Consider the following 23,659-nt stretch of genomic DNA (forward strand, 5'->3'; position numbering starts at 1 on the left):
AATCATGAGCGATCAGATCAAGATCTCGATCCAGCATCTCTACAAGATCTTCGGTGACGACCCGGCCGCGGCGCTGGAACGGGTCAAGGCGGGAGTGGGCAAGGCCGAGCTGCTTGAGCAGTATGGCCATGTGCTGGGCCTGCAGGACATCAATGTCGACATGGTGGACGGGAAGATCACCGTCATCATGGGCCTGTCCGGCTCTGGCAAGTCGACCCTGATCCGTCACCTGAACCGCCTGATCGAGCCCACTGACGGCAAGGTGCTCGTGGACGGCGATGACGTCATCAGCTACGACGCCGAAGCGCTTCGGAAGATGCGCCGCGAGCGCATGTCGATGGTCTTCCAGAAGTTTGCCCTGCTGCCCCATCGTACCGTGGCGGAGAATGCGGCCATGCCGCTGATCGTGCGGGGCGAGAACAAGGACTCCGCGCTGCAGGAGGCGAGCAAGTGGCTCGACCGGGTCGGCCTCCAGGGCAATGACAATCAGCACCCCCATCAGCTCTCCGGTGGCATGCAGCAGCGCGTGGGCATCGCCCGGGCGCTGACGTCAAACTCCGACATCATGCTGATGGACGAGGCCTTCTCCGCGCTGGACCCGCTTATCCGCACCGACATGCAGGACCTGCTCCTCGAACTGCAGAAAGAGCTCCATAAGACCATCGTGTTCATCACCCATGATCTCGATGAGGCGCTGAAGCTCGCCGACCACCTCGTCATCCTCAAGGACGGCTATATCGTCCAGCAGGGAGAGCCGCAGGAAATCCTTCTGCATCCCAACGACCCCTACATCGTGGACTTCATCAGCGACATCAACCGGGCTCGTGTGCTCCGGGTGCGCTCGGTCATGGAGCACACCACGGAGGCACTGGACGGGGCGATCGCGGGCGATGTCGACGGAGATACCAACCTGGAGGCGGTGATCGCCGAATCCGAGGGCGATACCAACCTGACCTATCGGGTAGTCAGTGACGGCGAGCAGATCGGTGTACTGGACATGAAAACCCTGGTCCGGGCCCTGGTGCCGACCAGCGCGGCGGAAGACGGGGTACGAGGCAAGTACTGATCCCCCGCGCGCTGTCCGTGTCCGATCAAAAAGGCCCCTCCGCGGAGGGGCCTTTTTCATTGCGGGCGGATGTCATCGCGCCTCAGGATTCGGCGGCGAAGCGATCAAATGCTTCAAGCGCCTGCGAGCCGTAGACGAACGACGGCCCACCTCCCATGTAGAGGCAGACACCAAGCGTCTCCAGCACCTCGTCCCGGGTGGCGCCATAACTGGCAGCCGCTTTCGCGTGGAACGCAATGCAGCCCTCGCAACGGATCGCCACACCGATGGCGAGTGCCATCAGCTCCTTGTCCTTGGCACTCAGCACGCCGTCCTTTTCGGCGGCCTTTGACAGCTGGGTGAAGCCCTTGGCCACCTCAGGATGTCCCTTGCCGAAGTCCTGCATCAGCTTCGAGAGTTCCTGGGCGGTCTGGGGCCAGTCCTTGTACATCATTTCGCTCCTTGGTTGAGAGATCCAGTTTCAAAGGCAAAGACCGTCATGGCGATCTGGGCATCTGCCCGGGCCTGAGAACGGGCCTGCTCCGCGTCAAGCAGGCCATTCTGCGCGGCCAGCACCTCGGGCAGACTCCCCACCCCCTGACGGTATGCCGACATGGTCGCATCGGCGGTCCGACGCGCCGCCACAACGAGCGCATCGGCGCTCTCCCAGGCCGAAAGCGCCGTCGCCAACCCTTCGTAGGCCGTCACGATCTCGGCCTCCGCCGCACGGCGGACCGCGGCGAGCTGCGCCTGCGCACCCGCCACCTCGGCCTCTGCCGCCCGGCGCCGACTCTCACGGAGTCCTCCGTCAAACAGCGGGACTTCGACGGTGAGCAGCGCCAGGGTATCGGTGGCCGGGATATCAAAGCTGCTGCCATTAATGGCAAGGCCGCCATTGTTCCGGGCCGCCGATGCCACCAGACCGACCTTGGGCCGGAAGGCCGCCTCCGCGCCATCGCGAGCGGCCCGCTGCGCCTGCAGGTTGACCACCGCCTGGAGGATATCCGGCCGGTGACGCAATGCATCGCGAACCACCGCATCGAGGCGTTCCGGCATCGCCTCCGGCAACGGCATCGGGCGGGTCGACACCTCCACACCGCGCGCCGCCGGCAGCCCTACGGTGGCCATCAAGCCGGCATAAGCCGACCTCGCGTCCCCCCGTGCGCGGACGGCATCGAGCCGGGACTGCGCCAGCGCCTGCTCCGCCTGGGCCACCTCCACGACGTTGCCGACCCCACGTGCCAATCGGGCCTCGGCCGATGACAGAATGCGCCGACTGTTCTCCAGTGCCCGCTCGGCGGCCTCGGCCTGGGTCCGTGCGGAAAGCAGCGCATGATAGTCCCGGCTCACGTCCAGCATGGTCTGCTGATGCGCCAGGTTGAAGCCAAGGTTCTCAGAGATGGCCAGTTTCTCGGCCAGCGCCACCGCCGACTCCCGCTCGCCGAAGTCGAAAAGCATCCATTCGACGAACACGCTCGGTATCGTTGAGGTAGCCGTGTTATCCACTGTGGTACTACCGATGCCGGGCAGATCATAGGTGATGTCTGAGCGCCCGCGGCCGGCGACGAGCGCTGCCCCGATCTGGGGGAAATAATCGGCGCGTGCGGTATCCACGGCGTAGGCTGCCGCCCTGGCCTGCTCCCAGGCCAGGCGGGTCTCGGGGTCGAGGCGCTGGGCGAGGTCGATCAGGCCGGGGAGACCATAGCGTCTGGTCTGATCCACGCCAACGGCACCCGGATCCGGCTGCATCAGCGCCTGGTCCACCGCCCCGGCGAGCTCGGCCGGCACCGACCACTGCCTTTCCGGCTGTGCCGGGGCGAGGTTGCCAGCGTGGTTTGCGCAACCGACGAGCGTCAGGAGGAGAGCGCCGGCTGTAGCGACTCTGCCTGCGAGGGAACGGTTCGGCATCCAGCAATCTCCTGGAGGTGTTTGACAAGGGCCGCGTCGAGCGGGTCGGCGGCCACAGGGTCGGTGGCACCAGCAATCGCGGCCTCCCGTCGCGGCGCCAGTAGGCCCTGCGCAAAATAGTCGGCATCCTGCTCGAAGGCCCCGGCCAGCGCGGTCAAGCCGGCCACGTCAGTCTCTCCCCGGCGTGCCCGGCGTCGCTCCAGCACGGAGGCGATCGCCAGTGTCCGGAAGGCCTCATCAGTGGCTGCGCACCACTCCGGCGTGATGGAATCCACCTCCACGGCGCGCTCGAACAGGGTGTAGTCCTGCAGATCCCGGGCCCGACCGAGACCGGCGAGGATCTCGGCGCGTCCTGTCGCCGGCTCCCGCCGGAGCCCTGCAGCAACCGCTCGGAAGGTGCGCCCGATGCCGTCGGCGACATCCACCCGCATGGGCAGCGGCCAGAGCGTAACGAAGGCGAAAGCGCAGGCCAGTGAACCAAACAGGATACCGAGAATCCGGCCTGTGGCCGGCTCGAAATCGTAGCTCGGCCCGAAGTTGAGCCCGAAGGCACCGAGGGCATCCAGGACAACAAGGAAGAACGCCAAAACGATCTGGAACCCTGCATAGGCAATACGCTCCGAGCCCATGCCGATCCAGCCGCCGATGGAGGCCACCACGAAGACCAGCAGGGCGAGCTGACCCACATCGTTCATCAGCGGTATCAGATAGATCAGGCTGAGCGCCGCAAGCGCGGCACCGATCAGACAGCCGACCATGCGCAGCGTCATCTTGTGGACCGACTCGCCGAGGGTCGCCTCGGAGACGTAATAGCACGTGATCATGCAGGTATGAATGCTGACCCAGTCGAGCCCGGTGAACAGGAAGATACAGGCCATCACCGCCAGGGTGACCTTGGTGGCGAACTGCCAGTGCCTGGGCTCCAAGAGCAGCGACCGGAAGCCACCCCCTTCCTTGGCCGTCGCGGGCGCCTCCGGGAGCCGTTCGCCGTTCAGGATACGGCCCACGCTGCGGATGCAGGCAGCGACATCCTCGGCGGTGGCGGCGACGAGTGGCCGGGATTCGGTCGCCATCGTAATGCTTGCCCGGGTCATTGACTGGACATCAGCGAGTTGCGCTTCCAACATCGTCCGGGTCTGCGGGTCGGCCTCGGCCTCATCGAACGCCGCCACGGCGAGCATGAGTTCCAGCAGTTCGCGGTCGAGCGCCATCAGCCGATTCCAGTCGGCCTTTGAGGTCGAGAGCTTGGCGAACTTCTCCAGATCCTCCACCTTCGCCGGGGCCGCCGTGACGATCTCGGCAAAGGCCGCGGCATCCATCCGCCCGGCCAGTCGGTCACTCACCGCGGACAGGCGCTCGGCCATGCGATCCTCCACCACCCCGATGGCATTGCGGCCGAACAGGTAGGCCAGCACGCCGATGGTGATCATGGCGATGATGACGATGGGCGCGACCCAGGCGATGCTATGCGTGAGCAGCTCCACCTCATTGGGGATGGGCAGATTGACCACGTCCGGCAGGATCACGAGGAAAGTCAGCAGAAAGGCGAGCGTGCTGGCGATCGGCCCCAGCGGCGTGGCACTCGCGAGCCACATGCCGACAAACGTGATGCCGGCCACCAGCGCCATGCGCGCAGGTGGGTTGTCGAGCACCATGCCAAGCATCGGGATGGACACGGCGACCACGAAGATCGAGAGGAAGACGAACACCACTGCCACGGCGATGGTGCCGTTGGCATCCGGGCGGTAGGCGAAAAACACGAGATACGCCGCTAGTCCCGCCTCGGGAATCCGGAGGGTCATCGAGACCACCACGATCGCTGTGCAGAGTCCGCCGATGGAAACCGCGTCGCGAAAGCGTCCGGGGCGAGGAGCCAGGTCGGCCAGGATGCTCAACGCATGCCTCCAGCGGCGTTGTTTCCGTCAGAAGTGGGCGGATCCGCCGGGGAAAACACCACCCGCGCCGAGGCGCCCAGGTGCTGTAGTTGATCCGGCGGATCGCTCAGCCGTACCCGCACCGGAAACCGCCGCGCCACCTGCACCCAGTCGAGGGTCGCCTCGACGTAGGGGAGTTGCCCGGCGAGGTCGACATCGTCCTTCGGCTGGATTCCTCGGCCAATGCTCTCGACCTCGCCCTCGACTGGCGAACCGGGGTTGATGGCGACGGTCACCTCGGCGGGATCGCCAGTGCTGATCCCCGCCAGATCGGTCTCGCGGACAAGGGCGATGGCATGCCAGGAATGGTCGTCGATCAGGGTGAAGATCGACTCACCGGGTAGGAGGTACTGACCAGTGGACGCCGTCAGACCGGCGACCAGTCCATCGAACGGCGCCACTACGGTTGTCCTGTCAAGCTCCCACTGGGCAAGCTCGACGGCGGCCCTCGCCGCATCGCGCTCCGCCTCCAGCGCCTCGGTGGTCTCCACCAGATCGACGCTGGCCTCGGCGGCCTGTCGCGCCTGGCTTAGTGAGGTGCGGGCATTATCACGCGCCGTCATCGCCTCGTCGTACATCTGCTGCGACACGACCCCCTCCTCGGCAAGCGGAGCGAGCCTTTCCACCGTGCGCTCGGCGAGGGCAAGATCATCCTCAGCCCGCTGGATCTCCTCCATGGCGCCACCGGCATTGGCGAGCTCCGCCTCCGCCCGGCGGCGTGCCTCGGCGAGTTCGGCACTGATCGCGGCGAGGTTGGCCTCCGCCTGCCTCAGCGCAAGACGATAGGGCACCGGATCGATGCGAAACAGGATGTCCCCCTCACTGACCCGCTGATTCTCCTTGACATGCAATGCACGGACCTGGCCCGCCACGGGCGCACTCATGAGGGTGGTTTCCGCGCCAATCTGGGCGTCGCTGGTTCTAGGGCTGGTATCGAGGGTCCGGACAACCCGCTCACCCATCACGCCGGCGGCGACAACGACGACAACCAGCAGGGCGATGCCCACGATACGACGGAAGCGGCCCGGCCTCTCCCGGCCTTCGCCCTTCCGGCCGGCAACCATTCGACGCATGTCCTCGCGATCCGTCATCGCAGCATCCGCAGACGCGGCCCGCATCGATCAACGACTGCCATAGAGAAACTCCCAGAGAATGAACGTAACCAGCAGAAAAAGCGCAAGGTTGAACACCGGCTTGAGCGGGATCGCCCGACTGAGCCCGACAAGGCGCAGTGCCGCCGTCAGCCCGATGGTCAGCACCGCTGCGCCGGCGACCACGAGGATCCAGCCCGGGAACAGCGTACCGAACAGCGGGATCAAGACACCTGCTCCGTGGCGGCATCATCACCGCCCGCCCGCTGCCGGCGGAACTCGCCGACCCGGACCCACGCACGTCGATAGTTCAGCAGTCCGCCCGCGAGGAACAGCACACTACCGACGAGGTACTGGCCGCCGAGGAAATTGAACAGTTCCGTTCCCAGTGGCGAGTCACCGACATCCCACAGGTAGGGAATGGACGCGGTGGTGAACAGTACCGCGCCAGCGACAAAACTGATGCCGGTGAGCGTATAGAGCTGCAGGGCATGTTTGCTGAAATGGTGAACCTGAAGCACATTCACGAACGGCGCGGCCGTGAACAGCACGCTGCCGATGATGAAACACCAGGCCCCGGCAACAATTAAATTGACAAAGGTGAAAAAGAACACGCTGCCGACGAGGAAAAGCATCGTGCCGATCAGGTATCCGCTGGCAGCAACCAGCTCGAGACGACGCCCCTGGTCAGAATGATGGTGATAGCGAATCACTTCCATCAGGTCATGCCCCGTCACGATGAGATAGAGCACCGAGCCAATGAAAAACGCCCAGACCCCGACGTTGATCTCTGCGGCCAGCTCCGGGAAGAAGAAGATACTCCCGAGGACGAACGCAATGCCGCCAAAAATATAGAGAATCGCATTCACGCTCTCCCAGACAAAGGTCTTGCCAGCCTTCTCGGAGGACTCCAGCAGGTCATACGCCCGGCTGCGATTGACGAAAAGATGAGGCATTGGGATCGACTCCTGAAAGCTAATGTCGGAATGCCCCCCTCCCTCCTGGGGCCACTCCGGAATTCTGCAGCGTAATCTTGCCATGAAAAGCCGCAACCGCCGAGCCGGAACCGCTGTCAGACGATCAGCCATCGCGCCACGAATTGGCGGAGAACCATAAAAAAGCCCCGTCGCGCGTAAAACGCGACGGGGCCGCTGAGGTGAGGAGACGAGAACTTACGCTTCGAGATCGAAGCGGTCGTTGTTCATCACCTTGGTCCAGGCGTTGACGAAGTCGTTGACGAACTTCTCCTGGTTGTCGTCCTGGGCATAGACCTCGGCGTACGAGCGCAGAATGGAGTTGGAACCGAAGACCAGGTCAGCCCGGGTTGCCGTCCACTTGAGCTCGTCCGTCTGCCGGTCGCGCACCTCGTAGCTGTTGCTACCGGTGGGCTTCCAGGTGTTGCCCATATCGCAGAGGTTGACGAAAAAGTCGTTGGTGAGCGCCCCGACACGATCGGTGAACACTCCATGCCGGGTGCCGCCATGGTTAGTGCCCATCATGCGCATGCCGCCAACCAGCACTGTCATCTCCGGCGCCGTGAGCCCCATCAGCTGAGCGCGGTCGAGCATGAGCTCCTCGGCGCTGACGACATAGTCCTTCTTCATCCAGTTACGGAAGCCATCGGCCTCCGGTTCCAGAACATCGAAGGAGGCCGCGTCGGTCTGCTCCTCGGTGGCATCACCGCGGCCGGGGGCGAACGGCACGCTGATGTCGACGCCGGCCGCCTTCGCCGCCTGCTCAACACCCACATTGCCCGCCAGCACAATCACGTCGGCCAGGCTTGCGCCCGTCTCCTTCGCGATCGGCTCAAGCACGCCTAGCACCTTCTGCAGCCGCTCGGGCTCGTTGCCCTCCCAGTCCTTCTGCGGTGCCAGACGGATGCGGGCGCCATTGGCGCCGCCGCGCATGTCCGAGCCGCGGAAGGTGCGGGCGCTGTCCCAGGCGGTGGAAACCATCTCGTCAATGGTCAGGCCGCTGTCGGCAATCTTTGCCTTGACCGCATCGACGTCGTAGTCGGTGCTGCCCGCCGGCACCGGATCCTGCCAGATGAGGTCTTCATCCGGAACGTGCGGGCCGATGTAGCGTGCCTTGGGGCCCATGTCGCGGTGCGTGAGCTTGAACCAGGCCCGTGCGAACACGTCGTCGAAATAAGCCGGATCGTTATAGAACCGCTCCGAGATCTTGCGGTAGGCCGGATCCATCTTCATGGCCATGTCGGCGTCGGTCATGATCGGGTTGAGGCGGATCGATGGGTCCTCGACGTCGACCGGCTTGTCCTCTTCCTTGATGTCCACCGGCTCCCACTGCCAGGCACCCGCCGGGCTCTTCTTGAGCTCCCAGTCGTAGTTGAGCAGCAGATAGAAATAGCCGTTGTCCCACTCGATCGGGTTGGTGGTCCAGGCGCCTTCGATGCCACTGGTGACCGTGTCACGACCCACGCCCCGGGTGGTGTGGTTGTTCCAGCCAAGGCCCTGTTCCTCGATGTCCGCTGCCTCCGGATCGGGACCAAGGAGTTCGGCATCCCCGTTGCCATGGCATTTACCGACCGTGTGGCCGCCGGCGGTGAGCGCAACAGTCTCCTCGTCGTTCATCGCCATTCGCTCGAACGTCACGCGGACCTGCTCGGCGGTCTTGAGCGGGTCGGGGTTGCCGTTGACGCCCTCCGGGTTCACGTAGATCAGCCCCATCTGCACCGCGGCCAGCGGGTTCTCCATGGTCTCGGGGTTTTCGACATCTTCGTAGCGCTCCTCACTCGGCGCCAGCCATTCCTTCTCGGAGCCCCAGTAGACGTCCTTTTCGGGATGCCAGATGTCCTCACGGCCATAGCCGAAGCCAAACACCTTGAGGCCCATGGACTCGTAGGCCACCGTGCCGGCGAGGATGATCAGATCGGCCCAGCTGACCTGGTTGCCGTACTTCTTCTTCAGCGGCCAGAGCAGGCGACGGGCCTTGTCGAGGTTGGTGTTGTCCGGCCAGGAGTTGAGCGGCGCGAAGCGCTGGTTGCCGGTGCCGCCGCCGCCACGGCCATCGGCCGTCCGGTAGGAGCCCGCGGCGTGCCACGCCATGCGGATCATCAGCCCGCCGTAATGGCCCCAGTCCGCCGGCCACCAGGACTGGCTGTCTTTCATCAGCGCGCGCATGTCGTTCCACAGCGCCTGGTAGTCGAGCTTCTTCACCTCCTCGCGGTAGTTGAAGCTCTCGCCCATCGGGTTGGTCTTGGTGTCATGCTGGTGGAGGATGTCCAGATTCAGGGCATTCGGCCACCACTCCATGTTGTCACTGCCCTCGGTGGTCGCCCCACCATGCATCACCGGGCATTTTCCGGCCTTGTCCATATCAGCTGCTGCCATGGTCTGTCTCCACTCGTACGATTGCTTTGCTTGTTCGGGCTGACGGGGTGCCCGCCTCGCGGTATCCCCGCTCAGGCTGCAGTTATAACAAACACAGCCAGAAATGGAATTTGTTGCTGCCAATGAATTCTATAGGCTCGATGTATTGAAGGTCGCGTTAGCCGTAGCCTGCATCAATGACTGGACTCGATGGTCCGGTCGCTAAAGGTCGCTGTCGCTCACCGGCAACGGCATACTCCCGCGAGCCGAGCTGTGTGAACAGACTAAAGACGCCTGGAGACAAAGTGATGTCAACAACCACCGCTTTCCCCATCCGGCAATGGCCAACCCTTACTATCACAGGCGAGAGCGTGAAATACGCCGTACATCGCATATTTTGTGTAGGACGCAACTATGCCGCTCACGCGGCCGAGATGGGGGCGGAGGTCGACCGAGAGGCTCCCTTTTATTTCACCAAATCGGCGCTTGCGTTTGCCGAAAGCGGTCAGACACTGCCGTATCCGCCCGCCACATCGAACTATCACCACGAGGTGGAGTTGGTCGTAGCCATCGGTGCCGAAGCCTTCCGTATAGCACCCGCTCAGTCCAGGGGCGCGATTTACGGGTATGGCTGCGGCCTGGATATGACACGTCGCGATCTGCAACTGGCTGCCCGCGAGAAACAGCGGCCTTGGGATACCGCGAAAGATGTTGAGCACTCCGCCGTTATTGCAGACATAACGCCGGCGGACCGGTTCGGTGTTCCCGCCAGCCAGCGTATTCGACTGACCGTTAACGGGGAGCCCAGACAGGCTGGTCGGCTGAGTGATCTCGCCTGGGGCGTTGACGAGCTGATCTCCGATCTCTCGCATTATTACCACCTGGCACCAGGCGACCTGATCATGACCGGGACACCGGCTGGCGTGGGACCAGTGCGCCCGGGAGACGAGATTGTCGGCGAAATTGAGGGGCTGACACCTGTTCACCTGACCGTTGGCCAGCCAGAGTGAATTATTGCCTATGCGATCGGTCTGTCGCTACGGCGATTACCAGACGTCCGGACGATTCATGGCCTCGACGCAGTGCACCGCACCAGCGAGCGGATGGATAGGCTTGCCATCCAGTGCGACCGCCAGCCAGCCCATGGGCTGGCTGAGGTCGAAGGGCGCCGGCAAGGTGAACGTCGAGACGGGTCTGAACCCCAGCTGTCCGTAGAAGGCGGGATCGCCATAGGTGACCACGACGTCGACGCCCTCCGCCTTGAGCGTCCGTAAGGCATCAGACAGCAGGTCCTTTCCGATGCCCTGCCCCTGATGATCCGTGCGGACGGCAACCGGCGAGAGCAGAAATACGACCCGCGCATCCTCCGAATAGACCAGACGCGTGAAGATTGCGGCGGCGAGTGGCGCCGATTCATGCGTCTGATCAATGGTGAACAGACGCAGTTCTTCCGATGCCGTTGTATCCAGCAACTGCCTGACCAGGTCGCCGATCAGCCGTCCTTCGGCTTCTCCTTCCGAATCGGTGAACGTGCGCCGGAACAAGTCAGCAAGCGCTCGCTCGCGACCGGAGATCTGCGTGCTTTTATACATGCTTGACACGCTATGCTGATGATGGACGTAAAGGGCAACACCATATTACACAGCACGTTAGTCTTCCGCCCCAGTGAACCATGCCAGGAAACCGGGGAAGCCAACAGAAGGCGAGAATTTAATCCTCGATTAGTCCGATGGTTAGGAGATTCTTATTATATTTTTTCCAGAGGATGCAGAGCGTCTGCTGACTGACGCGAGACGTAATGTGTGCGGCGCTATTACGTCGAACGTCAACAAGCCGCCCAGAGAACCTACAGCAGTGCAGGAAAGCAGTGTGGATTGATTCGGCCCTCATCCTTCGGGCCTCACCCTTCGGGCGCCTCGCTCAAGCTCGGCGTCCCAATCGCCATCGGCGATTGGTCGAACCCGCTCACTGTCTGTACCGAGGGTTCAAACCCCGGCCACTGTCAGATACAAAAAAGCCCCCGACGGGGGCCCTTTTGTATCTGGCGGAGAGGGAGGGATTGATTCGGCCCTCATCCTTCGGGCCTCACCCTTCGGGCGCCTCGCTCAAGCTCGGCGTCCCAATCGCCACCGGCGATTGGTCGAACCCGCTCACTGTCTGTACCGAGGGTTCAAACCCCGGCCACTGTCAGATACAAAAAAGCCCCCGACGGGGGCCCTTTTGTATCTGGCGGAGAGGGAGGGATTCGAACCCTCGGTACGGGGTTACCGTACACGCGCTTTCCAGGCGCGCTCCTTCGACCGCTCGGACACCTCTCCAGAAAGCGTGCAGCTTAATTCACTGCCCTGCGGCGATCAATCGCTACCCTTGCCGGGGCCGTACACCGGCATCGGGAACGGGGTGACATTACCATCGGAATCGGAGATCCTGGCCTGGCCTTCCTTCTCGACCTCATCGACGCGAATCACCGCATGCATCGGTACATAGGTGCGCTTCACGCCAGCAAACTCGCTCTTGAGCTTCTCTTCGGCCGGATCAACCACGACCTGCGTCCGCTCGCCGAAAGTCAGCTCCTCGATTTCGACGAAACCGAGCAGTCCACCATCGGAGATGTTGCGGGCGTAGATCTCGTAGACCTTGCCCTGATTGTGGAAGATAACGCGGTAGATTCGCTCTGCAGACGCCATGCCCGCCCTGCCGGTCGTTGCTGCGGAAAAGCGTTCTAGTCTAACACGACCTGCCGGATTCAGGTGGCCGCCCGGAGGCAGCCCCCCGGACGCTCATCCCCGGCATCGAACCCGGCCGGCCCGCCTACCGCGGCTCAGTCCACAGGCTGCTTCGCGACGCGCAGATATGGCTTGAGCGTCTGCCAACCTTCCGGGAATTTCTCCCGCGCCTGCTCGTCGGTCACCGCCGGCGGAATGATTATGTCATCACCGTCCCGCCAGTTCACAGGCGTCGCCACGGTATGCCGTGCATTCAACTGAAGAGAATCGAGCAGCCGGAGGATCTCATTGAAATCCCGGCCGCTGGTCATCGGATAGACAAGCATGGCCTTGATACGCTTGTCAGGCCCGATAACGTACACGGCCCGCACGGTGGCGTTGTCCATGGCCGTCCGGCCTTCGCAGCTGTCACCCTCATCCTCCGGCAGCATATCGTAGAGCTTGGCCACCTCGAGGTCCGTATCGCCGATCATGGGGTAATTGGGTGCGGTGCCCTGTGTCTCCTCGATGTCTTTCGCCCAGGTGGCATGATTTTCCACCGGATCCACCGACAGCCCGATGACTCGTGTCCCGCGACGATCGAACTCAGGCTTGAGCTGGGCCATATAGCCCAGCTCGGTGGTGCACACCGGCGTAAAATCCTTCGGGTGCGAGAACAGGATGGCCCAATGGTCGCCTATCCAGTCATGAAAGCGGATCTCGCCCTCCGTGGTCCGGGCCGTGAAATCCGGTGCGATGCTACCTATGCGCAGTCCCATCAATGGCCTCCTGCAGGTTGTTTGTTCGTTCCGCGGAAAGGCACGATAGTCGGTATGAGCGGCACATCAAAAGATTAAAAGCGCATCTCGATATAACTTGGCGGTATAGAATGCACGCTTGGGAAGGCCAGAACTTCACCGACGTCGATCTGCTTACGCAACGTCGCGACCCCCGACGCTTCCAGGTGGGCTGCGCGACGTCCAGCGGCGGACGGATCATCCTCCAGTGGTTCCGCAACATGCCGGAGATATCGCAATGGCTTCGGCGGATGGAGCCGCAGCGCTGGGGGCTTCGCGGCCCGGCGCTGATCGCCATCAAGGCCGAGCTGGAGCCGGTCCTCACCCGGGTTGATGTGCATGGACTCGAAGAGGCGAGCCGGATTGCCCACAATGCCGTCACGGATGGGCATTATCAGCTGCTCTGGTGGGGCGATTTCGCCACCTTCGCAGCGGGCGGCGATCACTGGTCGGATACATTCCTGACCCGCGAGGGGCTGACAGCCGTCGACGCATCCGACAACGAACAGGCGAGGGAACTCGCCGCCTCACTGCGCGACCGCGTCGACGAGGCGGGGCTTGCGCAGCCCCGGAATTCAGACTTAGGCTCGTCGTCATGAACAAGCCATGCATTTTCTGTGAAATCGCCGCCGGGCGGATGAACGCGGAGATCGTCCATGAGGATGAGCATGTCGTCGCGTTCCGCGACATTCACCCGCAGGCACCCATGCATGTCCTCATCATCCCGCGCAAGCACATCTCCAGCATGCTGGAGATCGCCCCCGAGGATGCCGAGCTGCTCGGCCATATGCACCTGACGGCCCGCAAGCTCGCCCGGGATCTCGGCATTGCCGAAGGCGGCTACCGCAGCATCTTCAACTGCGGGACCGACGCCGGCCAGACCGTCTGGCATATCCACCTGCACCTGATGGGCGGGCGCAGCATGGGCTGGCCTCCCTGGCCCGGCAACTGAGCCGACGAGGCGACCCGCCGGTCTAGGCGCCGGCGTGGTACTTGGCGTCCACCTCGTTGATCGCCGCGACGTTGCCTGCCGAGCGGCCCTCGGGATCAAACTCGCAGGCCAGGAACGCATCAACGATCGACTTGGCCAGCTCCGGCCCCACGACGCGCGAACCCAGCGTAATGATCTGCGCATTGTTCGACAGCGCGGCGCGCTCCGCCGAGTAGGTATCGTGGCACTGCGCGGCGCGGATGCCCGGCACCTTGTTCGCTGAGAGGCACACACCGATGCCTGTACCGCAGACCAGTATGGCCCGGTCATAGGACCCGTCGAGCACCGCAGAGGCCACCCGGTCGGAGAGCATTGCATAGAACGCGTCCGGCCCCTGATCGGTCCGGGAGACATTCTCCACGTCGTGGGTCTTCGACAGGTGTTCAGCGAGCACCTCGGCCAGCCCTTCTCCGGCACTGTCTCCGGCAACGGCAATCTTCATGGCATCTCCTCCTGCTGGATGGGAATGAATCAGGCGCATGCGTCGGCACACAGGCCGACGATCTTCAGATAGCCATCCGCCTGCCAGGCGGAACGGCCGATGAACAATCCATCGATTCCCGGCTGATCCACGTAATCGCGGCAGTTGCCGGCGTTGACCGAACCGCCATAGAGACAAGGGACCGGACGCCCGAGTGTCTCCTGCGCGACCCGAGCGATCGCGGCATGCCGCTCGCCGGCATAGGCTGCCGTCGCGGGCGTGCCCCCCTCCCCGATCGACCACACGGGCTCATAGGCAAGCAGAACGGTCGATTGGCGATAATCGGCCGGGACGCTACTCAGCGCCATGCGGACCTGATGATCGAGCACCTCGTCGGCTCGGCCGTCCGCTTTCTCCGCCGCCGTCTCACCGATGCAGATCAGCGGAGTCAGACCATGACGCAGTGCCGTGGCCACTTTGAGGGCGACCGTCTCATCGGTTTCCCCGAAGTTGGCCCGACGCTCCGAATGACCGAGCTCGACCATTGTTGCGCCGCAATCCCGGATCATTGCCGCCGATATCTCGCCAGTCCAGGCACCGGCTTCCGCCCAGTGCATGTTCTGCGCGCCGACAAGCAGGCGGCTGCCGGCCAGTGCTTCGGCGACCGGCGCAATACTCGTGAAAGGCGGTATCACGAAAGGCTGCAGCCGTTCGGAGAAAGCCACGGTGGTCATGGCAGATGCCCATTGCCGCGCTTCATCGCGGGTCTTGTTCATCTTCCAGCTGGTCCCGATCCAAAGCGACCCGTTTGCCATCCAATCGCCTCTCCCTGGTTGGCCAATCATCGCAATGCGTGCTTTATAACACGCCTCGGCTTTTTTATAACATAGAGAGTTGATAAATTAAGGCCTCATCCGTCTACCGAGGAGACAAGAACCGACATGTCCACCGATCATGCTTCACTCGCCAACTGCATTCGCGCGCTGGCGATCGACGCGGTAGAGGCCGCCCGGTCAGGTCATCCCGGCGCGCCTATGGGCATGGCCGACGCGGTGACGGTGCTGGCCCGCAACCATCTCAAGTTCGATGCCACCGCTCCCGAGTGGGCCGATCGTGACCGGCTTGTCCTCTCCAACGGACACGCCTCCATGCTGCTTTATGCGCTGCTCCATCTGGTCGGCGTCGAGAACGTAACGCTCGAGACCCTGCGCAACTTCCGACAGATCGGCTCTCCCGCAGCGGGACACCCGGAGTTCGGCCACCTGCCGGGGGTCGAGACCACGACAGGACCTCTGGGCCAGGGCTTCGCGGCCGCCGTCGGCATGGCCCTGGCGGAGAGGATGCTGCGTGCCCGGTTCGGCGAGTCGATGGTGGATCATCACACCTATGTCCTGGTGGGTGATGGCTGCCTGCAGGAGGGCATCGGCCAGGAGGCACTCTCGCTGGCCGGGCATCTCGGCCTCGGGAAACTGATCGTTCTATATGATGACAACGGCATCACCATCGATGGCGATACGCGGGTTTCATTCTCGGAAGACGTGCCGGCCCGGTTTGCCGCCTGCGGGTGGCATGTCGCCGAGTGCGACGGACACGATCCGGAGGCGCTGGATGCAGCGATCACGGCCGCCAGGGCCAATACCGATCAGCCCTCGATGGTCGCCATGAAAACAACGATCGGATTCGGTGCCCCGACCAAAGCGGGTACTGCGGCCGCCCATGGCGCACCGCTCGGTTCCGATGAGGCGGCGGCTGCCAAGCAAGCTCTGGGCTGGGAGGCCGAGCCATTTACGATTCCCGATGCGCTGGCGGCAGCCTGGCAGGCCATCGGCGCCCGCGGGGCCGGGGCCCGAGCGGCATGGCAGACCCGCATCGATGCAGCCCCGGCGGAGCAGCGCCGGGAATTCCAGCGCTGCATGGCAGGCGAACTCCCGGCAGCTTTCACTCAGGCAGTCCAGGCCGCCCGCGACGCGCTGCTGGCTGCGCCACAGACAGTCGCCACCCGCAAGGCGAGCCAGATGGCACTGGACGCGCTGGCCGACAGCCTGCCCGAACTCGTGGGTGGCTCCGCCGATCTCACCGGGTCCAACCTCACGCGGGTACCCGCGGTTGAACCGCTGTTCACACGCGAATCACCCGGGCGATACATCGGCTACGGCGTAAGGGAATTCGCCATGGCAGCGGCCATGAACGGCATGGGCAATCATGGCGGAATCATTCCCTATGGCGGCACCTTCCTGGTCTTCTCGGACTATGCCCGCAATGCCATCCGGCTGGCGGCGCTGATGAGGCTGGGCACCATTTTCGTCATGACCCACGACTCCATCGGGCTGGGCGAGGACGGCCCGACTCATCAGCCAGTGGAGCATCTCGCCGCGCTGCGGGCCATCCCCGGCCTCAATGTCTATCGTCCCGCCGATGCCATGGAGACGCTGGAGTGCTGGGAACTGGCCATTCGTCACCGTCATGCGCCCTCGCTCCTCGCCCTCTCCCGCCAGGCCACGCCTCAGCTTCGGCAGGGGGAGAACGGCATGAATCTCTGTGAGCGCGGCGCCTACATACTGCGTCGCTATGGCAGCGGGGATGACCTCACCTTGTTGGCCACTGGCACTGAGGTGGCGCTCGCCGTGGAGGCGGCGGACACCCTTAACGCAGAACATGGCCTCGGCGTGAGGGTGATCTCCATGCCCTGCTGGGAGCATTTCGAGGCACAGCCGGCGGATTACCGGTCGGCGGTGCTGGGTGATGCACCCCGACTGGCCGTGGAGGCGGCCGGCAAGTTCGGCTGGACCCGCTATGTTGAAACCGAAGACGATGTCATCGGCATGACCGGTTTTGGCGCCTCGGGCCCGGGTCCGGCACTATACGGTCACTTTGGCATCACCGCCGCAGCCATCGCCGAGCGCGCGCGCACGCGCCTCGGCCTCTGATCAAAAGGGAGAGAGCATTCATGAAATTTTTTGTTGATACCGCAATCGCCGACGACATCCGCGAGTTGAATGAATACGGGCTGCTTGATGGCGTCACCACCAATCCGTCGCTGGTGGCGAAATCCGGGCGCGACTTCAAGGAAGTGGTTGGCGAAATCTGCCAGATCGTCGATGGCCCGGTATCCGCCGAGGTCGCCGCGATGGATTTCGACGGCATGATGGCAGAGGGACGCATCCTCGCGGACATCGCCGACAATGTCGTGGTCAAGCTGCCGCTGACGCTGGATGGCCTCAAGGCATGCCGCCGGATGCGCGCCGACGGCATCCGCACCAACGTCACACTGTGCTTCTCCGCCAATCAGGCGCTGCTCGCCGCAAAGGCGGGGGCGAGCTATATCTCCCCGTTCCTGGGCCGGCTCGACGATATCAACCTCGAAGGCATGGAACTGATCCGCGAGATCCGGGTGATTTATGACAACTACGGTTTCGACACCGAGATCCTCGCCGCGTCCATTCGCAACGGCAACCACGTCAAGGAGGCGGCCATTGCCGGTGCTGATGTCGCCACCATCCCGCCGGCGGTCATACGCGGGCTGGCCAGCCATGTCCTCACCGACAAGGGACTGGATCAGTTCGTGCGCGACTGGCAGGCCACGGGTCAGTCGATCCGCTGAAGGCGGCATGACTCAGGCGACGGGACGACGCAGAACGCGCCGTGCCGTCGCCTCGTCGACGATCAGCCCGGTGAGCTTGCCGCTCGCCAGCACGGCGGAGATGCTCTCCACCTTCTCGATTCCTCCAGCGATCGCGACGAGATCGTGATCACGGGTATCCAGCAGGGAAACGGTCAGAGTGCGTCCATCAAGGGGCGTCGCCACCAGGTGACCGGTGGCATCAAAGAAGTGGCCAAGCAGTTCGCCGACGGCGCCCGACTCAACGATGCCGGCCAGCTCCGATTCGTCGATCATGCCGGCCCGAACAAGCTGTGCCTCCGCATCCACGGTACCCAGCCCGACCAGCTTGACCGGCGCCGACTGCGCCATCTCGAAGACCTCATGCACGCCGCGCTGGGCAAGCAGCACCGCTTTATCCTCCGCGCTGTTGGCGCAGAAAGGCACCGGCATCACATGGGCCGGAGAATCGGTCCGCTCGGCAATCCGGTGCATGACATCATGGGGATTGGCGGCGAAATTGCGGGTCAATCCACCCAGCAACGACACAAACCGCGTGTCCTCCGCCGTGCGTTGGGGCAATTCGGCCACCGCCGCAGCCAGCGTCCGGCCATGCCCCAGACCAATGGGGTCAGCGCTTGACTGATCAATCAAGCGTCCGAGATAGCTCGCCCCGGCAATCCCCAGTGCACGGAGCGGCAGCCCGGGCTCGGCAAGATCCGGAGCGACCTCACAGACCCGCAGCCCGTAGCGCTCGGAGAGCTCGGCCTCCATCTCCAGGCACTCGACGATATCCCCGTCGATGCGCAGCTTGACGGCGCCCTCCGCGACGGCGCGGGCGATGAGCCGATGGGTCTTGACCGATGGCAGGCTGAGCTTGCGCGCCACGGCCGCCTGCGTAAGACCGCCTGCATAGTGCAGCCACGCAGCGCGCAGCGCCAGGCTGCGCTCGTCGATTCCATTCCCGTTACCTGCCCGGCCCACGTCCGATCCTCCCTAATCCGCGAGATCCGCCACCCCGGTGTCGATATGCGGGGCCCAGAAGGCCACACTCTCGGCGATACCCGCCACCACCTGTCGATCGTCGGGCTCGCGCTCCTTGAAGCTGAGTTCCAGACAGATCTCGTTATCCTCTGCACCGCCCTCACGGAGTGCCTCAAGCAAAGCTCGGGGCTGTATTCGGCCGCACGCATTGTACTGCGCGGTAAAGGGCCGGTGACCGCCCTTGTCCATGAGGCTCTGCTTGATATGGATAATCGGAGAGACTGGCGGGACTGCCCTCGCCCACGCATAGGGATCGTAGTCATCGGAGTCGTCGCTTGTGACATCGCCGTGATCGATATCGGCCATCATCCACATCGGCAGGGGCAGATCCGCATCGGTGATCCGCTGCTGCAGGGCGAGGCTCGAGGGAATGGTCTCCCCGAACTCACGGCCGATACTCATCGGCTCCCAGAAGATCGAGTCGAGTCCCGCCGCGCGAGCATGTGCCGCGACCTGCGACCAGCACTCCAGCACCGTCTCGATCATCCCCTCGCGCCGTACCGGGTCGTCAAAGTCGTGGTAGGTGAAAATGGCGAACTGAGTGCCGATGGATCGCCCGCCCAGATCCGCGATCACATCAGCGAAGGTCTTGAACCACTCGACATAGTAGGCCCGGACCTCGGGATCCGGGTGTCCGAAGTGGTTGAGACGCCCGTAGGGCCCGGTCATCCCCGACGTGATCCTGACTCCGGTTCGTGCCAACACGCGATTCATATCGCGCGTCAGCCGCCGGAGGGTGCTCGCAGGCCAGCTCGGGTTGATGAATTCGTGGGTGAGCTGTAGATCCCGGATGCGGAGCCGTGTGGCCACCGTCTCAATCAGGTCATCCGGCTCGGCAAAGCGATTGACCAGCGGATTGGTGTTCAGGGACAGGGATAGCGCCATCTCAGGCCGCCTTCCGCGCCCGATCACGGAACCAGGCCGCAAACGCCTCACGCTGCGCCGCATCCAGATGCAGGCCATGCTTGGTCCGTCGCCAGAGAATATCCTCAGGCGTCCGCGCCCACTCGTTCTCCGTGAGATAGCGGGCCTCCGCCTCATAGAAAACGCCGCCGAAATGGCGGCCGAGATCAGCAGGGGAGCTGGCATCCCCGACGATGGATGTCACGCGGGTGCCGTACAGCCGGCCATAATGCTGCCGGAGTTCGGGCGACATCCACGGATACCGGGCCTTGACCGACTGCATGAACGCCTCATAGTCCGCATCCGGCATATCCCCGCCCGGCAGGGGCGCGCGATCGGTCCAGTCATCGCCCATGTTCGGGAAATGATGCCGGATCTGCCGGATGCCCCGCTCCGCGAGTTCACGGAAGGTGGTGATCTTGCCACCGAAGACGTTGAGAAGTGGGGCGCCCTCCGCCTCGTCCAGATCAAAGACGTAGTCACGGGTCACCGCCGAGGGGTTGCCCTGGCCATCATCGAACAGGGCCCGGACGCCGGAAAAGGTCTCGAGCACGTCCTCGCGCCGCAGTTGCTCCTTGAAATATCGGTTGACCGCGGCGATCAGGTATTCGATCTCCTCCTCATCGGCGACCACATCCTCAGCACGACCCTCCCAGGGAATGTCGGTGGTGCCGATCAACGCCTTGTCGCCCTCGTAGGGGTTGATGAAGATGACGCGCCTGTCATGGTTCTGCACCAGATAGGCATTGGTACCTTCCCAGAACTTCGGGACGATGATGTGAGAGCCCTTGACGAGGCGGACATTGCGGCTGGAGTGGGCATTGGCAACGCGAGTGATGACATCGGTCACCCAGGGCCCGGCCGTATTGACCAGCGCCCGGGCCCGGAATTCGCGCTTCTCGCCGGTCAGCGAGTCCGTGGTCTCGATATGCCAGCAGCCCCCTTCGCGACGCGCCGCGGTGCAGGGGCTGCGAGTGAGCACCGTCGCGCCGTGCTCGGCGGCATCGCGGGCGTTGAGCACCACCAGACGGGCGTCATCCACCCAGCAGTCGGAGTACTCGAAGCCGCGCTTGTAGCGATCCTGTATCGCCGCGCCCTCGGGATCCCGGCGCAGATCCAGCGTCCTCGTGCCGGGCAACCGCTTGCGCCCGCCAAGATGGTCATAAAGGAAAAGCCCGAGCCGGACCAGCCAGGCGGGGCGATCCTGTGGCGAGTGCGGCAGCACGAAACGCAGTGGCCAGATGATATGGGGCGCCGCGTTCATCAGCACCTCCCGCTCGATCAGTGCCTCCCTGACCAGCCGGAATTCGTAGTATTCGAGGTATCGCAGGCCGCCATGCACGAGCTTGCCGGAGCGCGAGGAGGTGCCCTCGGCGAGGTCGTCCTTTTCGCAGAGTACGACACTGAGCCCTCGACCCGCGGCATCCCGCGCCATGCCGGCACCGTTGATGCCGCCCCCGATCACGAAAAGATCCACGGTAGGTAGGTTGGACATCTCAAACTCCCTTTCTGTCGGCAAGACTGGCCCAGACGGGCAGAAGATCCTGCCTGGCCTGCTGGTAGGCGGGCAGCAATGACTGATAGCGATCGGCGATGGCCGGGTCCGGGGAGTCCCGCTCGCCGAACAGTGGCACCACCCAATCGGCGATGCACGCTTCCATATCGGGGTAGGCGCCGATGGCCACCGCCGCCATCATCGCGCAGCCGGCGGCTCCGGCCTCGTCGCGGCTGCAGACCCGTACCGGCGAGCCAACAGCAGCGGCCAGCGTCGCCCGCAGCGCGGGGGATCGGACCGCTCCACCGCTGAGCCGCAGTTCCTTCGGTGGATCACCCATGACGGCGTAGCAGTCGGCGGCAGCCAACGCCATGCCATCGACGACCGCGCGGAGCATTTCCTTGAAGCCATGGCGTGTCGACAGACCGATGAACCCGGCACGGGCCCGGGCCTCGACGAATGGACCGCGTTCGCCTGCCTCGGATATGTAGGGGTGGTAGAGGAGATCCGCCGGTGTCGTGTCGCGAAGCCAGGCGTCAAGACGAGGGACGAGGTCGCGACCCGTTACCGGCTGGCCGAACTCGGTCAGCATCTCCGCCATGACGCTGAGTATCCAGTCGATGTTCAGCGTCGCCGCCATGTTGGTCTGCACCTGCGTGACCTGTCCCGGCATGGGCAGACAGATGACATAACCGGTGCGCTCGGCGTTGAGCCGCACATCCCGGTCCGCACGGCTACGCAGATGCACGCCGGTCGACCCGATGGCCGAACAGGCCGTACCGGCCTCCCCGGTGTGCACGCCAGCGCCCATCGCACTCATCACCATGTCGACGTAGCCGAGGCAGATCGGCGTCCCGGCCCGAAGCCCGGTGGCTGCCGCGGCCGACTCGCTCAGCGGATGGGTCTGTTCAGTCCCCTCGATGATGGGGGGCAGCAACCCTCTTCGATGGCTGAGCCCGAGGGCCTCGAGTACCGTGCCGTCATAGGCGCGGGTGCGGAAGTCGCCGAATGTGAAGCTCGCCTCGGAGGGGTCCGTCGCGACGACACCGGTGAGATTGAAATAGAGCCAGTCCTTGCAGTGGAACGCCACGTCGGCCTGGTTGAGCCGCTCCGGGCAATGGCGGTCCATATGGGCCATCTGCGCGCCCTGCTGGCAGGTATTCAGCCCCGTTCCGGTCGCATCAAAGCGCGCCCGATCGGCATCTGACCGAGCAAGCGCGGCGGTGGTGGCGGCGGCCCGGGCATCCAGCCACAGCCAGGCATCCCCGACCGGCTCGCCCTTCGGCCCCATCAGCCACGTGCCATCGCCCTGACCGGTGACGGCGACCGCAGCCGTCCGGGAAGCCAGCCCCTCCACTTCATCGCCGAGGGCCCGCAGCGCATCGGCGGTGTCGGCCCAGGTCTGCGCGAGCGGCTGTTCGGCCCGGCCGTCATCTGCGGTGGTATAGCGGTTATGCCTCGAGGCGACCGCTACCTGACGGCCGTCGAGCGTGAACGCCACCGCCTTGATCACCGAGGTGCCGGCATCGATACCGATGATCAAATTATCCGTTGAATGTTTTTTCATATTATGTAATTTATTTCACCCAGGCCTTGCGGTGTCAACCGACCTGAACCGGAGACGGGGGACGCAGGGAGGCGAGATAACGCTTGACAGCCTGTGTGAGATATCACAGTTTAAATCTATGTTTATCGCATAGAGACCGTCAGGTCCGCGGTAGAGGCAGGAGGAGAGAAGCATGGCGTCCGTGACCGCCGAGACCCCGTCCGTACGGCGTAAACCCCGCCGCACAGTATTATTGTCGGCACTGGCGGTGGCGGTGTTTGGCGTCGCACTTGGCCTGGACACCACTGTGGTATCGATTGGATCGGAGGCGGATCAGCGCGAAGCCGAATTCTCGCCGGCAGCCTTCGGTGAGGAGCAATTTCCACGCATCCGGGACTATGTAGTCGGCAATGCCGTCCCCGCCCCCGTCCTCAGTGAGGCCATCGACGCCGATCAACGCGCCGCCGCCGATGAATATGGCGTGAGCGCGGGCATCGGCGCGGTGATTCCCGTCCGCTTCACCGGAACCGTGGGCGACGGCAGCAGCGGCGTGTTCAATGTGTCTGTCGACGGCATCCCAAGCGATCGCACCATTCGCGTGCAGACCGGCCCGGCAATCAATGGCACGGACCTGCGCGACGCCACCGGCACCATCAGCTTCGGCCAGTTCACCAACCAGATCGAGTATCAGGACGCGGGCTCTGGCATCAACAACGCGATGAAAGCGGACGTGCTGCAGGGACTTGACCGCGAGACGCTCCCGGGGCGGCAGATCGAGGTCACGGGGGTTTTCAAGCTGATCAACCCGAATAACTGGTTCGTCACCCCCGTTGCCCTGGAGGTCCGCTGAGC

Annotated in this window: 23 protein-coding genes and 1 tRNA gene; 7 read left to right on the forward strand and 17 right to left on the reverse strand. The window is 63.8% G+C overall.

Annotated elements, in window-relative coordinates:
- Positions 1-4 precede the first annotated feature (4 nt).
- Complete coding sequence (locus tag V6X63_RS08145) at positions 5-1,066, forward strand: quaternary amine ABC transporter ATP-binding protein (protein WP_367978596.1); 1,062 nt, start codon at positions 5-7, stop codon at positions 1,064-1,066.
- An 82-nt stretch (positions 1,067-1,148) separates the two neighbouring features.
- On the opposite strand, the gene V6X63_RS08150 is transcribed toward V6X63_RS08145, so the two are convergent.
- The 7 genes from V6X63_RS08150 to katG form a co-directional block, all read right to left on the reverse strand.
- The gene (locus V6X63_RS08150) at positions 1,149-1,499 is read right to left on the reverse strand and encodes a carboxymuconolactone decarboxylase family protein (RefSeq protein ID WP_367978597.1); all 351 of its coding nucleotides are present in this window, start codon (positions 1,497-1,499) and stop codon (positions 1,149-1,151) included.
- On the reverse strand, positions 1,496-2,953 hold the full coding sequence (locus V6X63_RS08155; protein ID WP_367978598.1) for a TolC family protein: 1,458 nt from the start codon (positions 2,951-2,953) through the stop codon (positions 1,496-1,498). The genes V6X63_RS08150 and V6X63_RS08155 overlap by 4 nt, the downstream gene beginning before the upstream one ends.
- Positions 2,899-4,848, reverse strand: a complete 1,950-nt coding sequence (locus V6X63_RS08160) for an FUSC family protein (RefSeq protein WP_367978599.1) — start codon at positions 4,846-4,848, stop codon at positions 2,899-2,901. The genes V6X63_RS08155 and V6X63_RS08160 overlap by 55 nt, the downstream gene beginning before the upstream one ends.
- Positions 4,845-5,978: an HlyD family efflux transporter periplasmic adaptor subunit gene (locus V6X63_RS08165; RefSeq protein WP_367978600.1), complete on the reverse strand. Its 1,134-nt coding sequence runs from the start codon at positions 5,976-5,978 to the stop codon at positions 4,845-4,847. Before V6X63_RS08165 ends, V6X63_RS08160 begins: the two co-directional genes overlap by 4 nt.
- Before the next feature lie 30 nt (positions 5,979-6,008).
- Positions 6,009-6,206, reverse strand: a complete 198-nt coding sequence (locus tag V6X63_RS08170; RefSeq protein ID WP_367978601.1) for a hypothetical protein — start codon at positions 6,204-6,206, stop codon at positions 6,009-6,011.
- Positions 6,203-6,934, reverse strand: a complete 732-nt coding sequence (locus V6X63_RS08175) for a YrhK family protein (protein WP_367978602.1) — start codon at positions 6,932-6,934, stop codon at positions 6,203-6,205. Before V6X63_RS08175 ends, V6X63_RS08170 begins: the two co-directional genes overlap by 4 nt.
- Before the next feature lie 216 nt (positions 6,935-7,150).
- Positions 7,151-9,328 carry a catalase/peroxidase HPI gene (gene katG / locus V6X63_RS08180; protein ID WP_367978603.1) on the reverse strand — a complete coding sequence of 726 codons (2,178 nt, stop codon included), beginning with the start codon at positions 9,326-9,328 and terminating at the stop codon, positions 7,151-7,153.
- Between the two features lie 287 nt (positions 9,329-9,615).
- Here katG and V6X63_RS08185 point away from each other — a divergent pair, with 287 nt between their 5' ends.
- A complete protein-coding gene (locus tag V6X63_RS08185; protein ID WP_367978604.1) occupies positions 9,616-10,317 on the forward strand; it encodes a fumarylacetoacetate hydrolase family protein in 702 nt (233 codons plus the stop codon).
- A gap of 36 nt (positions 10,318-10,353) precedes the next feature.
- Here the strand turns inward: V6X63_RS08185 and V6X63_RS08190 are convergent, their stop codons facing one another.
- The 4 genes from V6X63_RS08190 to V6X63_RS08205 all read right to left on the reverse strand — a co-directional run bounded on the left by V6X63_RS08190 (position 10,354) and on the right by V6X63_RS08205 (position 12,791).
- The gene (locus V6X63_RS08190; protein ID WP_367966415.1) at positions 10,354-10,899 is read right to left on the reverse strand and encodes a GNAT family N-acetyltransferase; all 546 of its coding nucleotides are present in this window, start codon (positions 10,897-10,899) and stop codon (positions 10,354-10,356) included.
- A gap of 635 nt (positions 10,900-11,534) precedes the next feature.
- Positions 11,535-11,625 (reverse strand) — tRNA-Ser (locus tag V6X63_RS08195).
- A 36-nt stretch (positions 11,626-11,661) separates the two neighbouring features.
- Positions 11,662-11,994: a DUF1820 family protein gene (locus V6X63_RS08200; protein WP_367966414.1), complete on the reverse strand. Its 333-nt coding sequence runs from the start codon at positions 11,992-11,994 to the stop codon at positions 11,662-11,664.
- Positions 11,995-12,128: 134 nt separating this feature from the next.
- Entirely contained in the window at positions 12,129-12,791 is a 663-nt protein-coding gene (locus V6X63_RS08205) for a peroxiredoxin (RefSeq protein ID WP_367978605.1), read from the reverse strand.
- Between the two features lie 110 nt (positions 12,792-12,901).
- Between V6X63_RS08205 and V6X63_RS08210 the strand changes: the two genes are divergently transcribed.
- A complete protein-coding gene (locus V6X63_RS08210; protein ID WP_367966412.1) occupies positions 12,902-13,408 on the forward strand; it encodes a hypothetical protein in 507 nt (168 codons plus the stop codon).
- Entirely contained in the window at positions 13,405-13,761 is a 357-nt protein-coding gene (locus V6X63_RS08215; RefSeq protein WP_367978606.1) for a histidine triad nucleotide-binding protein, read from the forward strand. Before V6X63_RS08210 ends, V6X63_RS08215 begins: the two co-directional genes overlap by 4 nt.
- Before the next feature lie 22 nt (positions 13,762-13,783).
- Here V6X63_RS08215 and derI read toward each other — a convergent pair whose 3' ends face one another.
- Both derI and V6X63_RS08225 read right to left on the reverse strand, forming a co-directional pair.
- A complete protein-coding gene (derI, locus tag V6X63_RS08220; RefSeq protein ID WP_367966410.1) occupies positions 13,784-14,242 on the reverse strand; it encodes a D-erythrulose-4-phosphate isomerase in 459 nt (152 codons plus the stop codon).
- 29 nt (positions 14,243-14,271) lie between these two features.
- Positions 14,272-15,066: a triose-phosphate isomerase gene (locus V6X63_RS08225; protein WP_367978607.1), complete on the reverse strand. Its 795-nt coding sequence runs from the start codon at positions 15,064-15,066 to the stop codon at positions 14,272-14,274.
- 96 nt (positions 15,067-15,162) lie between these two features.
- On the opposite strand from V6X63_RS08225, the gene tkt reads away from it, so the two are divergent.
- Both tkt and fsa read left to right on the forward strand, forming a co-directional pair.
- On the forward strand, positions 15,163-17,148 hold the full coding sequence (gene tkt / locus V6X63_RS08230; RefSeq protein ID WP_367978608.1) for a transketolase: 1,986 nt from the start codon (positions 15,163-15,165) through the stop codon (positions 17,146-17,148).
- A 20-nt stretch (positions 17,149-17,168) separates the two neighbouring features.
- A complete protein-coding gene (gene fsa / locus V6X63_RS08235; RefSeq protein WP_367966407.1) occupies positions 17,169-17,822 on the forward strand; it encodes a fructose-6-phosphate aldolase in 654 nt (217 codons plus the stop codon).
- Positions 17,823-17,834: 12 nt separating this feature from the next.
- On the opposite strand, the gene V6X63_RS08240 is transcribed toward fsa, so the two are convergent.
- The 4 genes from V6X63_RS08240 to V6X63_RS08255 are packed head-to-tail and all read right to left on the reverse strand — an operon-like array spanning position 17,835 to position 22,828.
- Positions 17,835-18,803 (reverse strand): sugar-binding transcriptional regulator, encoded by a 969-nt coding sequence (locus tag V6X63_RS08240; protein WP_367978609.1) that lies wholly within the window; start codon positions 18,801-18,803, stop codon positions 17,835-17,837.
- Between the two features lie 12 nt (positions 18,804-18,815).
- Complete coding sequence (locus V6X63_RS08245; protein WP_367978610.1) at positions 18,816-19,748, reverse strand: sugar phosphate isomerase/epimerase family protein; 933 nt, start codon at positions 19,746-19,748, stop codon at positions 18,816-18,818.
- Position 19,749: 1 nt separating this feature from the next.
- Positions 19,750-21,261: a glycerol-3-phosphate dehydrogenase gene (locus V6X63_RS08250; protein ID WP_367978611.1), complete on the reverse strand. Its 1,512-nt coding sequence runs from the start codon at positions 21,259-21,261 to the stop codon at positions 19,750-19,752.
- A 1-nt stretch (position 21,262) separates the two neighbouring features.
- Entirely contained in the window at positions 21,263-22,828 is a 1,566-nt protein-coding gene (locus tag V6X63_RS08255) for an FGGY-family carbohydrate kinase (RefSeq protein WP_367978612.1), read from the reverse strand.
- Between the two features lie 172 nt (positions 22,829-23,000).
- Between V6X63_RS08255 and V6X63_RS08260 the strand changes: the two genes are divergently transcribed.
- A complete protein-coding gene (locus V6X63_RS08260; protein WP_367966402.1) occupies positions 23,001-23,657 on the forward strand; it encodes a DUF2291 family protein in 657 nt (218 codons plus the stop codon).
- The last annotated feature ends 2 nt before the right edge of the window (positions 23,658-23,659 follow it).

The sequence above is a fragment of the Spiribacter onubensis genome (genome assembly GCF_040838425.1).
Taxonomy (GTDB): domain Bacteria; phylum Pseudomonadota; class Gammaproteobacteria; order Nitrococcales; family Nitrococcaceae; genus Spiribacter; species Spiribacter onubensis.